The 19,572-nt window shown below is 54.7% G+C and carries 17 protein-coding genes; 7 read left to right on the forward strand and 10 right to left on the reverse strand.

Features of this window, described 5'->3' with window-relative positions; all coding sequences use genetic code 11:
* Positions 1–7: 7 nt before the first annotated feature.
* The 3 genes from carB to kefC all read left to right on the forward strand — a co-directional run bounded on the left by carB (position 8) and on the right by kefC (position 5,803).
* A complete protein-coding gene (gene carB / locus ACX1CU_RS03480; RefSeq protein WP_459401246.1) occupies positions 8–3,229 on the forward strand; it encodes a carbamoyl-phosphate synthase large subunit in 3,222 nt (1,073 codons plus the stop codon).
* A 164-nt stretch (positions 3,230–3,393) separates the two neighbouring features.
* Complete coding sequence (gene kefF, locus ACX1CU_RS03485; protein WP_459401247.1) at positions 3,394–3,954, forward strand: glutathione-regulated potassium-efflux system oxidoreductase KefF; 561 nt, start codon at positions 3,394–3,396, stop codon at positions 3,952–3,954.
* Positions 3,947–5,803, forward strand: a complete 1,857-nt coding sequence (kefC, locus tag ACX1CU_RS03490; protein ID WP_459401248.1) for a glutathione-regulated potassium-efflux system protein KefC — start codon at positions 3,947–3,949, stop codon at positions 5,801–5,803. Before kefF ends, kefC begins: the two co-directional genes overlap by 8 nt.
* Positions 5,804–6,394: 591 nt before the next feature.
* On the opposite strand, the gene ACX1CU_RS03495 is transcribed toward kefC, so the two are convergent.
* Positions 6,395–7,009 (reverse strand): LysE family translocator, encoded by a 615-nt coding sequence (locus ACX1CU_RS03495; protein WP_459401249.1) that lies wholly within the window; start codon positions 7,007–7,009, stop codon positions 6,395–6,397.
* 127 nt (positions 7,010–7,136) lie between these two features.
* On the opposite strand from ACX1CU_RS03495, the gene ACX1CU_RS03500 reads away from it, so the two are divergent.
* From ACX1CU_RS03500 to folA, 3 genes are all read left to right on the forward strand, one after another.
* Complete coding sequence (locus ACX1CU_RS03500) at positions 7,137–7,937, forward strand: threonine/serine exporter family protein (RefSeq protein ID WP_459401250.1); 801 nt, start codon at positions 7,137–7,139, stop codon at positions 7,935–7,937.
* Positions 7,934–8,398, forward strand: coding sequence for a threonine/serine exporter (locus tag ACX1CU_RS03505; protein ID WP_459401251.1), 465 nt, complete (start codon positions 7,934–7,936; stop codon positions 8,396–8,398). The genes ACX1CU_RS03500 and ACX1CU_RS03505 overlap by 4 nt, the downstream gene beginning before the upstream one ends.
* 183 nt (positions 8,399–8,581) lie before the next feature.
* Positions 8,582–9,064 carry a type 3 dihydrofolate reductase gene (gene folA / locus ACX1CU_RS03510; protein ID WP_459401252.1) on the forward strand — a complete coding sequence of 161 codons (483 nt, stop codon included), beginning with the start codon at positions 8,582–8,584 and terminating at the stop codon, positions 9,062–9,064.
* A gap of 46 nt (positions 9,065–9,110) precedes the next feature.
* Here folA and apaH read toward each other — a convergent pair whose 3' ends face one another.
* The 6 genes from apaH to lptD all read right to left on the reverse strand — a co-directional run bounded on the left by apaH (position 9,111) and on the right by lptD (position 15,887).
* Positions 9,111–9,962 carry a bis(5'-nucleosyl)-tetraphosphatase (symmetrical) ApaH gene (gene apaH / locus ACX1CU_RS03515; protein WP_459401253.1) on the reverse strand — a complete coding sequence of 284 codons (852 nt, stop codon included), beginning with the start codon at positions 9,960–9,962 and terminating at the stop codon, positions 9,111–9,113.
* A 1-nt stretch (position 9,963) separates the two neighbouring features.
* The gene (gene apaG, locus ACX1CU_RS03520; RefSeq protein ID WP_459401254.1) at positions 9,964–10,341 is read right to left on the reverse strand and encodes a Co2+/Mg2+ efflux protein ApaG; all 378 of its coding nucleotides are present in this window, start codon (positions 10,339–10,341) and stop codon (positions 9,964–9,966) included.
* A gap of 12 nt (positions 10,342–10,353) precedes the next feature.
* Positions 10,354–11,163: a 16S rRNA (adenine(1518)-N(6)/adenine(1519)-N(6))-dimethyltransferase RsmA gene (gene rsmA, locus ACX1CU_RS03525; RefSeq protein WP_459401255.1), complete on the reverse strand. Its 810-nt coding sequence runs from the start codon at positions 11,161–11,163 to the stop codon at positions 10,354–10,356.
* Positions 11,156–12,148 carry a 4-hydroxythreonine-4-phosphate dehydrogenase PdxA gene (gene pdxA / locus ACX1CU_RS03530; RefSeq protein WP_459401256.1) on the reverse strand — a complete coding sequence of 331 codons (993 nt, stop codon included), beginning with the start codon at positions 12,146–12,148 and terminating at the stop codon, positions 11,156–11,158. The genes rsmA and pdxA overlap by 8 nt, the downstream gene beginning before the upstream one ends.
* A complete protein-coding gene (surA, locus tag ACX1CU_RS03535) occupies positions 12,135–13,436 on the reverse strand; it encodes a peptidylprolyl isomerase SurA (protein WP_459401257.1) in 1,302 nt (433 codons plus the stop codon). Before surA ends, pdxA begins: the two co-directional genes overlap by 14 nt.
* A gap of 87 nt (positions 13,437–13,523) precedes the next feature.
* Positions 13,524–15,887 carry an LPS assembly protein LptD gene (gene lptD / locus ACX1CU_RS03540; RefSeq protein ID WP_459401258.1) on the reverse strand — a complete coding sequence of 788 codons (2,364 nt, stop codon included), beginning with the start codon at positions 15,885–15,887 and terminating at the stop codon, positions 13,524–13,526.
* Positions 15,888–16,113: 226 nt separating this feature from the next.
* On the opposite strand from lptD, the gene djlA reads away from it, so the two are divergent.
* A complete protein-coding gene (gene djlA / locus ACX1CU_RS03545; RefSeq protein ID WP_459401259.1) occupies positions 16,114–16,947 on the forward strand; it encodes a co-chaperone DjlA in 834 nt (277 codons plus the stop codon).
* A 60-nt stretch (positions 16,948–17,007) separates the two neighbouring features.
* Here djlA and rluA read toward each other — a convergent pair whose 3' ends face one another.
* The 3 genes from rluA to ACX1CU_RS03560 all read right to left on the reverse strand — a co-directional run bounded on the left by rluA (position 17,008) and on the right by ACX1CU_RS03560 (position 19,567).
* Positions 17,008–17,628, reverse strand: a complete 621-nt coding sequence (gene rluA / locus ACX1CU_RS03550) for a bifunctional tRNA pseudouridine(32) synthase/23S rRNA pseudouridine(746) synthase RluA (RefSeq protein WP_459401260.1) — start codon at positions 17,626–17,628, stop codon at positions 17,008–17,010.
* Between the two features lie 363 nt (positions 17,629–17,991).
* Positions 17,992–18,819, reverse strand: coding sequence for an alpha/beta hydrolase (locus ACX1CU_RS03555; RefSeq protein WP_459401261.1), 828 nt, complete (start codon positions 18,817–18,819; stop codon positions 17,992–17,994).
* Positions 18,820–18,985: 166 nt separating this feature from the next.
* On the reverse strand, positions 18,986–19,567 hold the full coding sequence (locus ACX1CU_RS03560; RefSeq protein ID WP_459401262.1) for a DUF1120 domain-containing protein: 582 nt from the start codon (positions 19,565–19,567) through the stop codon (positions 18,986–18,988).
* Between the last annotated feature and the right edge of the window lie 5 nt (positions 19,568–19,572).

Consider the following 19,572-nt stretch of genomic DNA (forward strand, 5'->3'; position numbering starts at 1 on the left):
AACAGCCATGCCAAAACGTACAGATATAAAAAGCATCCTGATCCTCGGCGCTGGCCCGATCGTTATCGGCCAGGCGTGTGAGTTCGACTACTCCGGTGCCCAGGCGTGTAAGGCGCTGCGTGAAGAGGGTTACCGCGTTATTCTGGTCAACTCCAACCCGGCAACCATCATGACCGACCCGGAAATGGCCGATGCGACCTACATTGAGCCTATTCATTGGGAAGTGGTGCGCAAAATTATCGAAAAAGAGCGCCCGGATGCGGTGCTGCCGACCATGGGTGGCCAGACGGCGCTGAACTGTGCGCTGGAATTGGAGCGCCAGGGCGTGCTGGCCGAGTTCGGCGTGACCATGATTGGTGCCACGGCCGATGCCATCGACAAAGCGGAAGATCGCCGCCGTTTCGACATCGCCATGAAGAAAATCGGCCTGGATACCGCGCGCTCCGGCATCGCCCATAATATGGAAGAAGCGCTGGCGGTGGCCGCAGACGTCGGCTTCCCGTGCATTATCCGCCCGTCGTTCACCATGGGCGGCACCGGTGGCGGTATTGCTTACAACCGCGAAGAGTTTGAAGAGATCTGCGAGCGCGGTCTGGATCTGTCGCCGACCAAAGAGCTGCTGATTGATGAATCGCTGATCGGTTGGAAAGAGTATGAAATGGAAGTGGTGCGCGATAAGAACGACAACTGCATTATTGTCTGTTCCATCGAAAACATCGACGCGATGGGCATCCACACCGGCGACTCAATCACCGTCGCCCCGGCACAGACGCTGACCGACAAAGAATACCAAATCATGCGTAACGCCTCGATGGCGGTGCTGCGTGAAATCGGCGTTGAAACCGGCGGCTCCAACGTGCAGTTCTCGGTAAACCCGAAAACCGGCCGCCTGATCGTGATCGAAATGAACCCGCGCGTATCCCGCTCTTCGGCGCTGGCGTCGAAAGCCACCGGTTTCCCGATTGCCAAGATTGCCGCCAAGCTGGCGGTGGGTTACACCCTCGACGAACTGATGAACGACATCACCGGCGGCCGTACTCCGGCGTCCTTCGAGCCGTCTATCGACTACGTGGTGACCAAGATCCCTCGTTTCAACTTCGAGAAATTTGCCGGTGCTAACGATCGCCTGACCACCCAGATGAAATCGGTCGGTGAAGTGATGGCAATTGGCCGTACCCAGCAGGAATCCTTGCAGAAAGCACTGCGTGGCCTGGAAGTGGGCGCGACCGGTTTTGATCCGAAAGTGAGCCTCGACGATCCAGAAGCGCTGACCAAGATCCGCCGCGAACTGAAGGAAGCCGGTTGTGATCGCATCTGGTATATCGCTGACGCTTTCCGCGCCGGTATGTCTATCGATGGCGTGTTCAATCTGACCAATATTGACCGCTGGTTCCTGGTGCAGATCGAAGAACTGGTGCGTTTGGAAGAGCGGGTGGCCGAAACGGGCATCAACAGCCTGAACGCCGAGTTCCTGCGCACGCTGAAGCGTAAAGGTTTTGCCGATGCACGCTTGGCTACGCTGGTGGGCGTTTCCGAAAACGAAATCCGCAAGCTGCGCCACAGCTTTAACCTGCACCCGGTCTACAAACGTGTGGATACCTGCGCGGCTGAATTCGCTACCGACACCGCTTACATGTATTCCACCTATGAAGAAGAGTGCGAATCCAACCCAACCAACGATCGTCCTAAAGTGATGGTGCTGGGCGGTGGCCCGAACCGTATCGGCCAGGGTATCGAATTCGACTACTGCTGCGTGCATGCCTCGCTGGCGCTGCGTGAAGACGGTTACGAGACCATCATGGTCAACTGTAACCCGGAAACCGTGTCTACCGACTACGACACCTCGGATCGCCTGTACTTCGAACCGGTGACGCTGGAAGATGTGCTGGAAATCGTGCGTATCGAGAAGCCAAAAGGCGTGATCGTGCAGTACGGCGGCCAGACTCCGCTGAAGCTGGCGCGTGAGCTGGAGGCCGCAGGCGTGCCGATTATCGGTACCAGCCCGGATGCGATCGACCGTGCCGAAGACCGCGAACGTTTCCAACAGGCGGTTAACCGCCTGGGCCTGAAGCAACCGGCTAACGCCACGGTAGCCACCATTGAGCAGGCGGTAGAAAAAGCCACTGGGCTCGGCTATCCGCTGGTGGTGCGTCCATCTTATGTGTTGGGTGGCCGTGCGATGGAGATCGTTTACGACGAAGTCGACCTGCGCCGTTACTTCCAAAACGCGGTCAGCGTGTCCAACGATGCCCCGGTGTTGCTGGATCGTTTCCTGGATGATGCGATAGAAGTTGACGTTGATGCCATCTGCGACGGCGAACGCGTGCTGATTGGCGGCATCATGGAGCACATCGAACAGGCTGGCGTGCACTCCGGTGACTCTGCTTGTTCATTGCCGGCTTACACCCTGAGCAAAGAGATCCAGGACGTGATGCGTCAGCAGGTTGAAAAGCTGGCGTTTGAGCTACAGGTGCGCGGTTTGATGAACGTGCAGTTCGCGGTGAAAAACAACGAAGTCTACCTGATCGAAGTGAACCCGCGTGCGGCACGTACCGTACCGTTCGTCTCCAAAGCCACCGGTGTGCCGCTGGCGAAAGTGGCGGCGCGCGTGATGGTTGGCCAGTCACTGGCTGAGCAGGGCGTGACCGAAGAAATTATTCCGCCGTACTACTCGGTGAAAGAAGTGGTGCTGCCGTTCAACAAATTCCCAGGCGTTGACCCGATCCTTGGGCCAGAAATGCGCTCGACCGGTGAAGTGATGGGCGTTGGCCGCACCTTCGCCGAAGCCTTCTCCAAAGCGATGCTGGGCAGCAACTCCGGGATGAAGAAACAGGGTCGTGCGCTGCTGTCGGTGCGCGAAGGTGACAAAGCCCGCGTGGTGGATTTGGCCGCCAGCCTGCTGAAACAGGGCTTCGAACTGGATGCGACTCACGGTACCGCAGTGGTGCTGGGTGAAGCGGGGATTAATCCACGCCTGGTTAACAAGGTGCATGAGGGCCGCCCGCACATTCAGGATCGCATCAAGAATGGCGAGTACACCTACATTGTGAACACCACGGCAGGCCGTCAGGCGATTGAAGACTCCAAGCTGATTCGCCGCAGCGCGCTGCAATACAAAGTGCATTACGACACCACGCTGAACGGCGGCTTCGCCACGGCGATGGCGCTGAAGGCGGATCCTACCGAGCAGGTAACTTCGGTACAGGAACTGCACGCGCGTATCAAGTAATCGCATAATTACCAAAGTGGAACCAATAAGGGCGGGATCAACCCGCCCTTTTCCTTTTCTTTATCAAGCAATTTGCTCATTCTCGATAAAAATTTCCGCTATCAATCCCTCCGTAAACTGCCACGATATAAGCTTGATGTAAGGCACCAAACGACGAGAAGCACATGATCCTGATTATTTATGCCCATCCCTATCCCCGGCATTCCCATGCCAATCAGCGCCTGTTGCAGGCGGTAAAAGACATTCCCGGTGTGGAAATCCGCGCGCTGTATGAGCTGTATCCAGATTTCAATATCGATATCAGCGCCGAACAGCGTGCGTTGGAACAGGCCGATATGGTGGTATTGCAACATCCGATGCAGTGGTACAGCCAGCCGCCGTTGTTGAAGCTGTGGATCGACAAAGTGTTGGAACACGGCTGGGCCTATGGTCACGATGGTAACGCGCTGGTGGGTAAAGACTGTTTGTGGGTGGTAACCAGCGGCGGTGACGAACAGCATTTCGCGCTGGGTGATTACCCTAATTTTGCCGCACTGGCCCAGCCGTTGCAGGCCACGGCCATTTACTGCGGGATGAAGTGGCAGCCGTACTTTGCGGTGCATAACACCTTTACCTGCAATGAACCGGCGTTGATTGCGGCGGGCGAGGCTTACCGCCAGCGGTTGGTGCAATATCTGCTGGATCACGGTGAAGCGGCAGCAGAGCAGGAGCAAGCGCATGGATAATCACAATATGATGATTGAAGGGCTGATCTATCTCGGATCGGCCGCACTGTTCGTGCCGATTGCCGTGCGGCTTGGTTTGGGAGCGGTGCTGGGTTACCTGATTGCTGGCTGCATTATCGGCCCTTGGGGATTGAAGCTGGTTTCTGATGCTGAATCGATCCTGACCTTCGCCGAAATCGGCGTGGTACTGATGCTGTTTATCATCGGTCTGGAGCTGGATCCCCAGCGGTTGTGGACGCTGCGAGCCTCGGTATTTGGCGGCGGCAGTTTGCAGATGGTGGGTTGCGGGCTGGTATTGAGCGCCTTCTGTTACTTTCTGGGGCTGGACTGGAAAGTGGCGCTGTTGATCGGCCTGACGCTGGCACTGTCTTCAACGGCCATCGCCATGCAGGCGATGAGCGAACGCAATTTAACCCCATCGCCGATTGGCCGCAGTTCGTTTGCGGTATTACTGTTTCAGGATATTGCGGCGATCCCGCTGGTAGCGATGATCCCGTTGCTGGCCAGCAGCGGCGCGGCTACCACGCTGGGCGCTTTTGCGTTGTCTGCCGCCAAAGTGGTGGGCGCGTTGGCGGCCGTGATATTGCTGGGGCGCTACGTGACCCGGCCATTGCTGCATTTTGTGGCGCGCTCCGGCATGCGCGAAGTGTTCAGCGCCGTGGCGCTGTTCCTGGTATTTGGCTTCGGCATCCTGCTGGAAATGGCCGGCCTTTCGATGGCGATGGGAGCGTTTCTCGCCGGTGTGCTGCTGGCCAGCTCCGAATATCGTCACGCGCTGGAAAGCGATATTCAGCCGTTTAAGGGGTTACTGCTCGGCCTGTTCTTTATCGGCGTCGGGATGTCGATTGATTTTGGCACCCTGTTCCATCACCCGCTGTTGATTGCGTCGTTATTGCTGGGTTTCATGCTGCTGAAGGCGCTGCTGCTGTGGCTGGTGGCACCGCTCCTTGGCGTGCCGAAGCGCCAGCGCGGGCTGTTTGCCATTTTGTTGGGGCAGGGCAGTGAGTTTGCCTTTGTGATCTTGGGTGCGGCACAGATGGCGGGCGTGCTGCCACAGGAATGGGCTAAATCGCTGACGCTGGCGGTAGCGCTTTCGATGGCGGCGACCCCATTGCTGTTGGTGATCGCGGCTCATTTGGAAAAGAATGCGCCGAAAGACGATCGCCCAGCGGACGAGATCGACGAGGACAATGCCAGCGTGATCATTGCCGGGTTTGGCCGCTTTGGCCAGATCGCAGGCCGTATGCTGCTGGCTAATGGGGTGCATACCGTGGTGTTGGATCACGATCCCGATCACATCGAAACGCTGCGCAAATTCGGCACCAAGGTGTTTTATGGCGATGCCACGCGTGTCGATCTGTTGGAAGCGGCTGGCGCGGCGCATGCCAAAATCCTGATCAACGCCATTGATGATGTGGAAGCCAACCTGCAACTGACTGAACTGGCCAAGCGCCATTTCCCACATCTTAAGGTGGTGGCACGCGCCCGCGATGTGGATCACTGGTATCAGTTGCGGCAGTTGGGGGTAGAAAACCTGGAGCGTGAAACCTTTGAAAGCTCTTTGCGCATCGGGCGTGAAACGCTGGAATTATTGGGGCTGGATGCTTACGAAGCCCGAGAGAAGGCCGATACTTTCCGTCGCTATAACCTGAAGATGCTGGAAGATACGCTGGAAAATTACCAAGATACCGAATTCCGCATCGCCAGCCTGCAACGGGCGAAAGAGATGCTGTCGGCGGCTATCGAACAGGATCAGATGCGGTCGGTGCGAGTGCAACAGACCGGCTGGCGCGGCAGTATTGATGGCAAAGCACCCGAAGAAGAGGTGGTAGAAGCGAAAGGGTCATGAGTTTTTTGGCCCTCTTCCATAAAGCTGTCTCTTGTTCACATCTTGAGGTAGGGGAATGAGTGTTTATTTAGGTCGCTAAACATATTGTGTACACATTGGCAATGTGATGAACGCGCCGTCCGTGGCGCGGTCGCTTATGCGCCGTGTCTGCGTTCAGCGCCTTCAATGGCTTCAACATCAGTGCTCATCTCACCAACAACGGAGTTTGACACGCTGTTATCAATACCATTGTAAAATTTGCCCGTTACTTACAGATTCGGGTGTTGACGTTAAGCGCATCATGGCCTGCTGAGCAAGACACCGTTGCCAGGGGCAACCGGCCATGGAGGGCCGGTTGAGGCGATATGAACAGGGACGTGAATTGAGCCGACCCGTCCGGCAACGGGGGCGTAGCGAAGGTACCCGCGCAGCGGGCAGGCCATGTTAAGCGTAGGCGTGGGTGCAGGGCCCCGCCTTGGGCCCTGCAATTGCCGTCCATTATTGTTCCATCGGATTATGATCTTTTACGGCAATTCCCATTACACCTGACTTACAGAGACGAACACGTTGTGTATAAGAGACAGTCCATAAAGAGAGGGCCAAGCGAGCTATTTAACTCAGGGCGACTTTAATCCCGAGAGCGATCAGCATCCCACCCAATAATTTGTCGACCACTTTTTGCGTTTTCTCCAGCCCACGGCGCACCGGCCCGCTCTGGATCAAAAACACCAGCACCGGCCACCAGATGGCTGAAAGGCCGAAAATAATCCCTGCGTACCACAGCTTTTCGCCGATACCTGAATTGATTTGCAGCACCTGAGTAAACACCGCCAGGAAGAACAGCGTGGCTTTCGGGTTGAGCAGGTTGCACAGATAGCCCTGCACAAAAGCGCTTTTCAGGCTGACCTGCTGCTGGGGCAGGCTGCTGATGTTCATTTTGCTGCTACCGTGCGAACGCAGAGCCTGAATGCCCACCCAGATCAGATAGACCGCCCCGGCATATTTCAGCACATTGAACAGCCACGGTGTGGTGGTGATCACCACTGCCAGCCCGGCGACGCAGTAAGACATATGGGTGGCGACGCCACAAATCACGCCGAATGCGGTCATCATTGCAGCCAAACGCCGATAACGGGCGGCATTTTTAATCACCAGAAAGAAATCTGGCCCAGGCGAAAGCATCCCCAGCGTGGCGATACCGGCAACGAATAATGAAGTTTCAAGCATAATAGTGTCTCAGAGGGAATGGCATAACCGCGCTGATAATAACGCGACTCCCCCTGATGCGCATCAACCTATTGCAGTCATCTTTGGTTATATGATGAACATTCATTCAGGGGAGTGGTTGGGGACTATGAAGCAGGAATTAACCAGTGAAATGCCGGGCGTACACCGGCAGCAGCGTGACATCACCCGCCTGTGCATTCAGTGCGCATTGCTGTTATTGCAGCATGGTGCGGAAAGCATGGTGGTGGAACAGTTATCAACCCGTCTGGGCCTGGCGCTCGGCATGGACAGCGTGGAAAGCTCGATTTCGGCCAATGCTGTGGTGCTGACCACCATCAGTAATGATGCCTGCCTGACGACCACGCGTAAGAACGTCGATCGCGGTATCAATATGCAGATCGTCACCGAGGTTCAGCATATTGTGATCCTCGCCGAGCATCGCCTGGCGGATGCGCAGGATGTGGCACGGCGCTTTGACAAGATCCGCCCGTTGCGATATCCGCGCGGGCTGGTGGTGCTGATGGTGGCTTTGTCGTGCGGCTGTTTCAGCGTGCTGAATGGCGGTGGCGCGGATGCTTTTGCCGTCACTTTCTTGGCCAGTGGGGTGGCGATGTTTGTGCGCCAGATGCTTACGGCCCGCCATATGAATCCGTTGATTAACTTTTGCCTGACGGCGTTTGTTGCCACGTCGGTTTCCGGCCTACTGCTGCGGCTACCGATGTTCAGCCAGACTTCAAGCGTGGCGATGGCGGCCAGCGTCCTGCTGCTGGTGCCGGGGTTCCCGCTGATTAACGCGGTGGCCGATATGTTCAAGGGCCATGTAAATACCGGGTTGGCACGCTGGGCGATGGCTAGCCTGCTGACGCTGGCGACCTGTATTGGCGTGGTGATGGCCATGTCGTTGTGGGATCTACGGGGGTGGTCATGAGTCTGCTCTGGGCACTCTTGCAGGATATGCTGTTGGCGGCGGTGCCAGCGTTGGGGTTTGCCATGGTGTTCAACGTGCCCGCGCGCGCTCTGCGTTACTGCGCCCTGCTTGGCGCGGTGGGGCATGGTTCGCGGATGTTGATGATGCATTTTGGCATGAACATCGAGTGGGCTTCGTTTCTGGCTGCCATTCTGATCGGCATTATCGGCATCCAGTGGTCACGCTGGCTGTTGGCTCATCCGAAGGTTTTTACCGTTGCGGCGGTTATCCCGATGTTCCCCGGAATCTCTGCGTATACCGCGATGATCAGCGTGGTGGAGATTTCGCATCTGGGGTACAGCGAAGCATTGATGTCGGTAATGATTTCCAACTTCCTCAAGGCCTGTTTTATCGTCGGTGCGTTGTCGATCGGCCTGTCGGTGCCGGGGCTGTGGCTATACCGTAAACGTCCGGGGGTTTAAGCCCAGCGTGTTTTCAGGCCGCCGCTTTGTGGTGGCTTGAAATTCATCGGGTGTTGAACGTTGGATATTACTGAACCTGATAGGAGCTGTCTTATATATTCATATTGCATGATTAGCCTATCGACGGTGACAGGGGCTTTACGTATAGTGTGAACAATTTTGCTGCCTACACAGGGTTAAACAATGATTATCAGCCTGATCGCTGCCTTGGCGGCGGATCGCGTAATTGGTATGGAAAACGCCATGCCATGGCACCTGCCAGCGGATTTAGCGTGGTTTAAACGTAATACGTTGAATAAGCCGGTTATTATGGGTCGTAAGACCTTTGAGTCCATTGGGCGCCCACTGCCGGGCCGGCATAATATCGTTTTGAGTAGCCAACCCGGTAATGAAGCCGAGGTGACCTGGGTCACTTCTCTGGATGAAGCGTTGGCTGCGGCCGGTCAGGTGGAAGAAGTGATGGTGATGGGCGGCGGCCGGGTTTATAGCCAGTTTCTGGCTCGTGCCAACCGACTGTACTTGACGCATATTGATGCCGAAGTTGAGGGTGATACCCACTTCCCGGATTATGAACCTGATGAATGGGAAACGTCGTTCAGTGAGTTCCATGATGCTGACGAACTGAATTCTCACGGTTATTGCTTTGAGATCTTGGAACGCCGCTGAGTTGGCTAGAGAACAAATTGGGCACCCTTGGGTGCCCATTGTTTCATTAAGAGGCGGCCTGCGAATCTAGGCCGTCCATCGCTTCGCGACGGCTGGAGGGTTGGGTAAAAAACTGTTTGTCTTCCCAACGTAACAGCGTGAGATCGCCTCCCCAGCAGCAACCGGTATCTAGCCCGATCACCCCTTCCGGCGTACCTTTGCCTTCCAATGAAGCCCAATGACCAAAAATAATGGTGTAATCGGGATCAACCAGGCGCGGCAGCTCAAACCAGGGTTTCAACGGCGAAGGCGCGCTGCCCGGCGCATCTTTGCAGATCATGTCTAGCTGACCGTTCGGGAAGCAATAACGCATGCGCGTCAGGGCATTGGTGCTGAAACGCAGGCGCGCCAGCCCGCTCAGATCCGGGCTCCAGTTGTTCGGCATATCGCCGTACATGGCATCCAGAAACAGCGGATAGCTGTCGCTGCTCAATACCGCCTCCACTTCACGCGCGCATGTCTGGGCGGTGTCGATATCCCACTGCGGGGTGATACCGGCATGGCCCATGATCAGCTTACGCTCATCATCCACCTGCAATACCGGCTGGCGGCGCAGCCAGTTAATCAGTTCGTCCCGATCGGGGGCTTCCAGCAGCGGTGTGAGAAGGTCTTTGGGTTTGTTGCGGCTGATACCCGCATACACGGCAAGCAGATGCAGATCGTGATTGCCTAACACCATACGCACGGCGGGCCCGAGCGAACGCACATAGCGCAAGACCTCGAGCGAAGCGGGGCCGCGAGCGACCAGATCGCCCGTCAGCCACAGTTGGTCGTGCTGCGGATCGAAAGAAACCTGGGCTAACAGCGCCTGCAGTTCATCGAGGCAGCCATGAATATCACCGATAAGATAGGTCGACATATTAATGAATCAACGCTGGAATGGCTAAACGGAACACCGGAATCTCAGTGCGGAATGTTTGACCTTGGTGATCAACCATCTCGTAGTGGCCTTCCATGGTGCCCAACGGCGTTTCGAGAACAGCACCGCTGGTATATTGGAATTCGCTGCCGGGCTGGATAATCGGCTGTTCACCGATCACGCCTTCACCCTGCACTTCGGTTTGACGACCGTTACTGTTGGTAATCAACCAGTAACGGCCAAGTAGTTGCACGTCGAAACGCCCCAGATTACGGATGGTAATGGTATAAGCGAAGACGTAACGCTCTTCCTCAGGTATCGACTGTGATTCCACATAAATACTTTGTACCTGAATACATACGCGGGGCGAATCAATCATGGCGACTACTCCTTATTGCTGCTGCGCTGAAAGCCAATTTGCCAGCTTGCAGTACTGCGCTACAGAAATATTTTCTGCTCTGAGCGTCGGGTCGACGCCGAGTTCCGTCAACTGTTCTGGGGTAAACAGATCGCCCAGGCTGTTGCGGACCGTTTTTCTGCGCTGGTTAAACGCCTGGGTGGTGATGCGGCTTAACATACGGACATCACCAACCGGGTGCGGGATCTCGCGGTGTGGCACCAAACGTACCACGGCGGAATCGACTTTAGGTGGTGGAGCGAACGCTGTAGGCGGCACTTCCAGCACCGGAATAACGTTGCAATAATACTGCGCCATCACGGTTAAACGCCCGTAGGCTTTGCTGTTCGGGCCGGCAACCAGACGGTTTACCACTTCCTTTTGCAACATGAAGTGCATGTCGTGAATAGCGGAAGTATAGCTGAAAAGATGGAACATCAGCGGCGTCGAAATGTTATACGGCAGGTTGCCGAATACGCGCAGCGACTGGCCTGCTTCTTCAGCCAGCTCAGCGAAGTTCACCGTCATGGCGTCTTGCTGGTGGATCGTCAGTTTGTCTTTCAACTGAGGATGCACGGCTAAGCGAGCCGCCAGATCGCGGTCCAGCTCGATCACCGTCATGCGATCCATACGTGCGCCAACCGGTTCGGTCAGCGCCCCTAAACCGGGGCCGATCTCAATGACCGCTTCACCCGGCTGAGGATGAATGGCCGAAACAATGCTATCGATGACAAACTGATCGGTTAAAAAGTTCTGTCCAAAGCGTTTGCGGGCAAAATGCCCTTGGTGGACTCTATTATTCATTACAATTAATTATCATTTTAATGGCGAGATTTAAGGCCGTTTTGAAGCTGCCCGCATCGGCGGTGCCGGTGCCAGCCAGTTCCAACGCGGTACCATGGTCGACCGAGGTACGGATAAAAGGCAAACCGAGAGTGATATTCACCGCCCGGCCAAACCCTTGGTATTTTAGCACTGGCAGGCCCTGATCGTGATACATCGCCAGCACGGCATCTGCATGTTGCAGATATTTGGGCTGGAACAGCGTATCTGCCGGTAATGGGCCAATCAGTTTGATGCCGCGGCTGCGCAGAGTGTCGAGGGCCGGAATGATCACATCCAGCTCTTCACGGCCCATGTGGCCGCCTTCCCCAGCGTGCGGATTCAGCCCACAGACGTAGATCTGCGGCTGTTTGATGCCAAATTTGCTCTTCAGATCGCTGTCGAGAATGGTGATCACCTCAAACAGGCTCTGCTGCGTAATGGCACCCGGCACCGCCAACAACGGCAGGTGCGTAGTGGCCAGCGCAACGCGCAGCTCTTCGGTAGCCAGCATCATCACCACGCGATCGCAATGGCTGCGATCGGCAAAGAATTCGGTGTGGCCGGTAAACGGCAGCCCACCGTCGTTGATCACGCTTTTGTTAACCGGCCCGGTAATCAGCGCAGCAAACTCGCCATTTAGGCAGCCATCGCAGGCGCGTGCCAGCGTCTCGACGACGTAAGCGCTGTTGGCAACGTTCAGCTCACCCGGTACCACGGTTGCGGCAGCGTTAACAGGGAGGATCGTCAACGTGCCTGCGCGCTGTGGTTGTGCCGGATGTGCCGGTTGATAGTCACGCAGCGTCAACGGCAGCTGTAACAGCCGGGCGCGTTCAAGCAACAAGGCCGGATCGGCACACACTACCAGTTCAACAGGCCAATCCTGTTGCGCCAGCACTGCCACCAAATCCGGCCCAACCCCGGCAGGTTCGCCGGGGGTGATCACGATTCGTTTATTGTTGTGCATTGCTTCCATCGAGGATCTTCACGTAAGCAGCGGCACGCTGTTCCTGCATCCAGGTTTGCGCTTCTTCGGCAAACTTGCGGTTGAACAGCATGCGGTAAGCACGATCTTTCTGCGCCGCGTCGGTTTTATCCACTTGGCGGGTATCCAGCAGTTGGATCAGATGCCAGCCGAAAGAAGAGTGTACCGGTTCGCTGACTTCACCTTTCTGCAGCTTCATCAGCGCATCACGGAAGGCAGGATCGTACATGTCTGGAGAGGACCAGCCCAGATCGCCGCCCTGGAGTGCAGAGCCCGGATCCTGCGAAAGCTGCTTGGCTTCATCTTCAAACTTCGCCGTACCACTCTTGATAGCGGCGGCCGCTTCCTGCAATTTTGCGCGTGCCTGATCGTCGGTCATGACCACGGAAGGTTTCAGCAGAATATGACGAGCATGCACTTCGGTCACCGAAATAGACTGGTTGCCCCCGCGCATATCGTTCACTTTCAGAATGTGAAAACCGACACCGGAACGGATCGGGCCGACAACATCGCCTTTCTTGGCGCTAATCAGCCTTTCTGCGAACAGCGTAGGCATTTCTTGCAGTTTACCCCAGCCCATCTGGCCGCCTTTCAGCGCCTGAGAGTCGGCAGAGTAGGTGATCGCCAGTTTACCGAAGTCGGCACCGCCGTTGATTTCACCCACCAGGCGTTTTGTCAGCGCTTCGGCTTCATCGACCTGTTTTTGCGACGGATTTTCCGGCAGCGGGATCAGAATGTGGCTGAGGTTGACCTCAGTATCGCCACCGTTCTGGGCACCCACCTGTTTAGCCAGTGCGTCCACTTCCTGAGGCAGGATAGTGACACGGCGGCGTACTTCATTATTACGCACTTCCGAGATCAGCATTTCCTTGCGGATTTGCGCACGATAGGTGTTGTAGTTCAAACCTTCAGCCGCCAGGCGAGTACGCATTTGATCGAGGCTCATTTTGTTCTGAGCGGCAATATCGGTAATCGCTTTGTCCAGATCGGCATCAGAAGCGGTAATTCCCATCTTCTGCGCCATTTGCAACAGGATGTTATCCATGATCAAACGTTCAATGATCTGGTGACGCAACGTTTTGTCGTCCGGCAACTGCTGGCCAGCCTGCTGTGCGTTAAGTTTCACGGATTGCATTAAACCGTTCACGTCGCTCTCAAGTACCACACCGTTATCCACGACGGCGGCGACTTTATCCACTTCTTGGGGTGCTGCGAACGCGGTATTGGCACAAACCACCAATCCGAGAAGAAGCGTTCTCCAGTTCTTCATACATTTCCCATTATTTAGTCCGCAAATGCGGGTGAAAGTTGTCGTTTTTCAAGGTGTTCAATATACCTGCTTACCTGCGGGTATACATCAGAATGCGCGCTGGTAAGGCAAGATGCCGGAGCGCAGCATTTCCGTGGTGCCGAGGCTATGATCGTTGCTCAAGCCACGGAGTTCGATGTTGAATGAAATTTTGTTGTCATATTTACTGATCTGGTTCCCGGCATCCCAATCGGTAATTTTCCGCTCGTACCCCAGGTTAACCGCCCAGCAGCAGGTGTTATAACGCACGCCCACTAACTGGTTAGCCGTCTGCTTCGCGCGGGTATCGTAGTAATAAGCCCCTACGACGGCCCAACGATCGGCGATCGGCCAACTGGCAACGGTTCCGACCTGCGAAATACCGTCCTGATAGCCTGGGTTTTTAATCCCTGGCAAGGTTGCCGTAATATATTCCGAGCTGGCATAACGGTAGTTCAACTGAAGCATACGGTTTGCATCCTGGCGGTATTCAATCACTGAATCACCTAATGCAACGCTATTAAGACGGGTGTCGTACTGCACCCCGCCCCGCAGGCCCCAGCGATCGTCAATCTTCCAATAGGTGTCACCAGCCCATACTACGCTGCCGGTATCATCATTGTTATCAAAGCTACTGCTTTTATCCCCCGTCCGCGAACGGTTGAGGTAATAGATTTGACCAACAGAAGCATTGAAACGTTCAACTAGCGCATCATCATAAATACGCGATGTGACACCGGTTGCCAGACGATTCTGTGAAGCGATGCGATCCAACCCGCTGTATGAGCGGTCGCGGAACAGACCGGAGTAGTCGGTTTGCAGCAGAGTTGAGTCATAGGTATAGATGTTGCTTTGATCGCGGTACGGAACATACAGATACTGCATCCGTGGCTCAATGGTCTGGGTATAGTCTTGCGCCCAGTCCATTGGGCGTTCAAACACCACTTTACCATCGGTTTTTAGCTGCGGCAGGATTCGGTTGACCGAACCGTCGAGATTTGGCGCAGCGTTACCGGTGCGGCCTGCATAATCCGTGGCAAAACTGTTCGGAATATCCTGCTGGTAGTGCGTGGCCATCACTTTGGCTTCGGTGTTTAGGCTGCCCCAACTGTTCGCCAGCGGCAGATTGATCGCCGGTTCAGCATGCCAACGGGTGGTTTCCGGGTTGTTCGGATTCACACTGGAGAATTTGGCCACTTGGCCGTAAGTGTGCAAATCGAACGGACCGATATCGGTCTTATAGTAGTTGAGGTCTAACTGAGGCTGCGCACGATAAGCATTCTGGTTGCCGACCCCGTTGAAGATCTGGAACTGTTTTGATGCCAGGGTGGCATCCCAGTTTTCATTGGCATAACCGGCGCTGAATTTCTGCGTAGCATAGCCATCGGTCGTTGCACCGTATTTGGAGTCCAGATCGGTGAAGTAATAGGGATCGCTGACTTTGGTGTAATCGATGTTGAAACGCCACACCTTATCCATCACGCCGCTATGACCCCAATAGAACAGCCAGCGTTTGCTGTCGTCCATTTCGCCGTGATCGTCCTCAAACTGGCGATCGCTTGGCAGCCAGTCCAATGCCAGGGTACCCAGGCCCGGTTGCACCAGGTAGCGGAATTCGTTCTGCCACTGCAGGCCACGCTGGGTCATATAATGTGGCGTGATGGTGGCATCAAAGTTTGGCGCGATGTTCCAGTAATACGGCATCGTGAACTCGAAGCCGTTGTTGCTGCCATATTTGGCGTTCGGGATCAGGAAGCCTGAGCGGCGTTTGCTGCCTATCGGCAGTTGCATATAGGGGCTGTAAAACACCGGTACACTGCCAATCTTGAAGCGGGCATTCCAGATTTCGGCCACTTCCTCTTCGCGATCGTGGATCACTTCAGAGCCGACAACGCTCCAACTGTTATCGCCCGGCAAGCAGGAGGTAAAGGTGCCATTTTCCAGAATGGTGTAGCGGTTCTGGCCACGCATCTTCATTTTTTCGGCGTCACCGCGCCCCTGTCGGCCTACCATCTGGTAGTCACCTTTATACACGTCGGTGTCTTTGGTGTTCAGGTTTGACCAGGCTTTCGGGCCTTTCAGTTTGATCTGATTATCATCGTAATGCACATTGCCAGTGGCAGTGACGGTACGAATAGGCTCAGGCTGCCCCGCTTTTTGCGTCTGGTTCATTTCAACCTGTTCCGCCGTCAGCGTACTGTTACCCTGTTGGATGTTGACGTTACCGCTAAACAGGGCACTGCTCGGGTAGCTGGACTGTGAGTCATCAGCAAGGATGGTCACGGGGAGGCTGTTGGGGTCGCCGATGATGACAGGTTTATCGTAAGTAGGTACGCCGAGCATACATTGCTCAGCCAGATCAGCCAGTGCATGCTGGCTGTAAAGTGCCGTCCAAATCAGTGTGGCCAGCAGTGTTGGGAAACTTTTTTTCATACGCAGTTTTGGTGTTCCGTCATCAGAGGCTCATGTCCGGCAAACGGTCAGAGACTATATTACTCATCGGCGTTGCGCTAGTGTTAAATCCTGCAGTTTGACTGCGTCGTCGTTAGGCGCAGAGATAAATGACAGGTATGATAATCGAAATCTTGGGAAAAAGCGCCTTAACCCTTGCGTGAAACGGAGGGGAATGTGCGGTTTGCGGTTGATAATTGAGGAGCCTATGCAGTATTGGGGCAAACTGCTCGGAGTGATTGTTGCCATTTGGTCTGGCGCGGGATTCTGGGGTGTAGTTTTGGGGCTGATTGTCGGCCATATGATCGATACCGCGCGTAATAACAAGCGTAGTCGAGGCTTTTTTACCGACCAGCAAACGCGGCAGACGCTGTTCTTCCGCACGACTTTTCAGGTGATGGGCCACCTGACCAAATCAAAGGGGCGCGTTACCGAAGCCGATATTCAGATCGCCAGCCTGTTTATGGATCGCCTGCAACTGCACGGCGAGGCTCGTACAGCGGCGCAGCAGGCGTTTCGCGAAGGTAAGCAGAGCCAGTTTCCGCTGCGTGAAACGTTGCAGCAGTTCCGCAGCATCTGTTTTGGGCGTTTTGACCTGATTCGGATGTTTCTGGAAATTCAGATCCAGGCGGCTTTTGCCGATGGATCACTGCATCCGAACGAACGGCAGGTGCTGTATGTGATCGCCGAAGAGCTGGGGATTTCACGCGCGCAGTTCGACCAGTTCCTCAGCATGATGGAAGGCGGACGTCAGTTTGGTGGCGGTAGCTGGCAGGGGCAGCAAGGGAACTACTCGCACGGCGGTTACCAGCAGGCGCAACGCGGCCCGACGCTGGAAGATGCCTGTAAAGTGCTGGGCGTCAGCAGCACTGACGATGCGGCCATTATCAAGCGAGCCTACCGCAAACTGATGGGTGAACATCATCCGGATAAACTGGTAGCGAAGGGCTTACCACCGGAAATGATGGAGATGGCCAAGCAGAAAGCGCAGGAGATTCAGGCAGCCTATGACCTGATCAAGCGCGAGAAAGGCTTCAAGTAGGTTATTCAGTCATAGATATTTAAAAAGGGGCCTGGTTAATGGGGCCCCTTTTTATTGAGATCAGAAATCCGGTTCCGCACGAAAATAGAGCGGCGTTTGGAATGCTGGATGGGTGATGCGCAACTCTTGCGCGTGCAGCTGTAGGCGTGGTGCCATCGCCTTGGCTTCAGGATGTGCGTAAAAACCGTCCCCCAGGATCGGGTGCCCCAGCGCCAGCATATGAACACGCAACTGGTGCGAACGCCCGGTGATCGGCTTCAGCAGTACCCGCGTACTGCCATCGGTATCCCGAGAAAGCACCTGATATTCCGTCTGTGCCGCTTTGCCGGTTTCGAAACACACCTTTTGCAGCGGCCGGTTTGGCCAATCACAGATCAGCGGTAAATCCACCAGCCCCTCGTCATGTTCCATATGCCCCCAAACGCGGGCGATGTAGGATTTCTGTGGCTCACGCTCGCGAAACTGGCGCTTAAGCTCACGCTCGGCGGCTTTGTTCAGTGCGACCACAATCACCCCGCTGGTGGCCATATCCAGACGATGCACCGATTCAGCGGCGGGGAAATCGACCTGGATGCGCGTCATCACGCTGTCTTTGTTCTCTGGCGCACGGCCTGGAACGGAAAGCAGTCCGCTAGGCTTATTGACCACGATGATGTGCTCATCCTGATGAATTACTATCATAGGTACCTGTTTATAGATGGTTTTATTGACTTCAATGCCATGTCTTTTTTGCTGGTTAGCAGGTGAGGACTGCCCGAATGATAGTGGATAAGGGCATTCCTTATCCATATATACTCGAAATAATTCGAGTTAGGTTGCAAGTGTGAGAGTCGCCGGAGCATAGAAAACAGATGTGACGAAGGAGAATAGATGCAGACAACAACCCTCCCGGCTTGAGGATGGCGAGTATATCTCAGCATCGCTATGGATGAGCGGTTTTATATGCAGGCATTTATCATAATTATTGAGATGGAAATGATGAGATGCCTGTCTTTAACTTTTACCTATTATAAAAGTGTTTAATATGGCACAGTTCTTTTTCTATTATCTCTCAACGAGATCCTTTAATGATTTAACAAGTACACCCTCTGGTCGCTCAAACTCATACAGCTGAGAGAAATGGTCATCATTGCCGACTTCCTGATAGATAACATCGTCACCGGTTGCTTTGAGTGCGGTATAAAGTTCTTTGGAATGCCGGATTAACTCTGGTAATTCCCCGCCGCCGACATGAATTGCTGTTGGCCCACCTTTTATTGGCCGATGGAGCGGGCTGTATTTTTCGATCTCGCTCTGGGTCAATGACAGTTTATCGTTCAGCCAACATAGGCCGATAGGCTGCAAATCTACCAGAGCGCTGATTGGCATTGAGTGTGACACCAGAGGGTGATTGCGATAGAGCGCCGTTAAATGCCCGCCCGCAGAATGGCCGCCCAGGCACGCTTTACCTTCAGTGATAGTAAACTTTGCCGCATGCTGTTTTAAATAGTCCAGCAACTGGCCAATCTCTCTGACGATCTGCGTCATTGATGCTTCTGGGGCCAAAGTATATTCAGCAAGAATAACGTTGATGCCAGCAGTTAAAATGCCACGGGCAATAAAAGCAAAATCCTCTTTATTACAGTTTTGCCAGTAACCGCCATGAATAAAGATAAAGGTGGGGCAATCTTTTTTATTGGCTGGGAAGTAATCAAAAGTTGTTCTTGGGGATGAGTGATAATATATATTGGTTTGCGCATTTTTCTCAGCATATAGCTTTGCACTTCTATGCTGAAGTTCCTCTAACAGCTTTGGGAAATTCTCAACGGCTTTGGTGTTATTGTAAGCCGCATCTAATTGGCTGCGCGACATTCCTCTGTAAACTTCTTTCATATAACTCCCTCTATCTTTATATATTTATTTCGGGGAGCATATCATTCGGTTTATTAGGGCTGTTAAACATAAAGTGTGTTTCACTTTATCGACGGGAATGGATCGGGATTCGGCAAAACAGTCCCTCTCCCAGAAGGACTGTTTTACCGCTAATAGTGGTAAGCGCCTACTTCACCAACTCCAGCGTCAACGTGGACTCACTCATCCGGCTTGCCGACACTCTGGCTTCAGACTCTGGCAGCGTCGGTTCTATCTCCAAGCGCGCCGTGAGGACTTTGCCTTTGGCAAGCTGACCATTCAGAACGGCTGCCACCGTTTGGCCCGCCTGTAGCAACTGATCGTTGGTCGGAGTGCCGCTTATCATCCCGGCGGGCGTGGTGTTTACCACCTGCACATTGTGGCCGTCTATTTGCACATCAAACAGGCGGACCACCGTGCTGCCGCGCTCGCCATAACGCAGATCCCCACGCAACGCTAGGCGCATGGCCTGGGTGTAGGGGCACACCACGTTCAGCATCAAGGTGCGCTTGCCGGGGGTCACTGCATTACCCCCGGTGGAGGCGCTTTGCATCTGCCAGCGGGATTGGCTGCCGTAGTCAATCACGCTGCCCCCGACAGACAGGTTGCAACTGCTGTCCATCGGCAAGGGGGGCGGCTGAAGTGAGGGATCGCCCATAACGGGGGAAACGGCACCAGCTGCCTTGCTGATCAATAGCCCCAGGATCAGGGCGGTATAGCCTATTTTCATCAGAG

This window comes from Serratia sp. D1N4 (assembly GCF_054552755.1).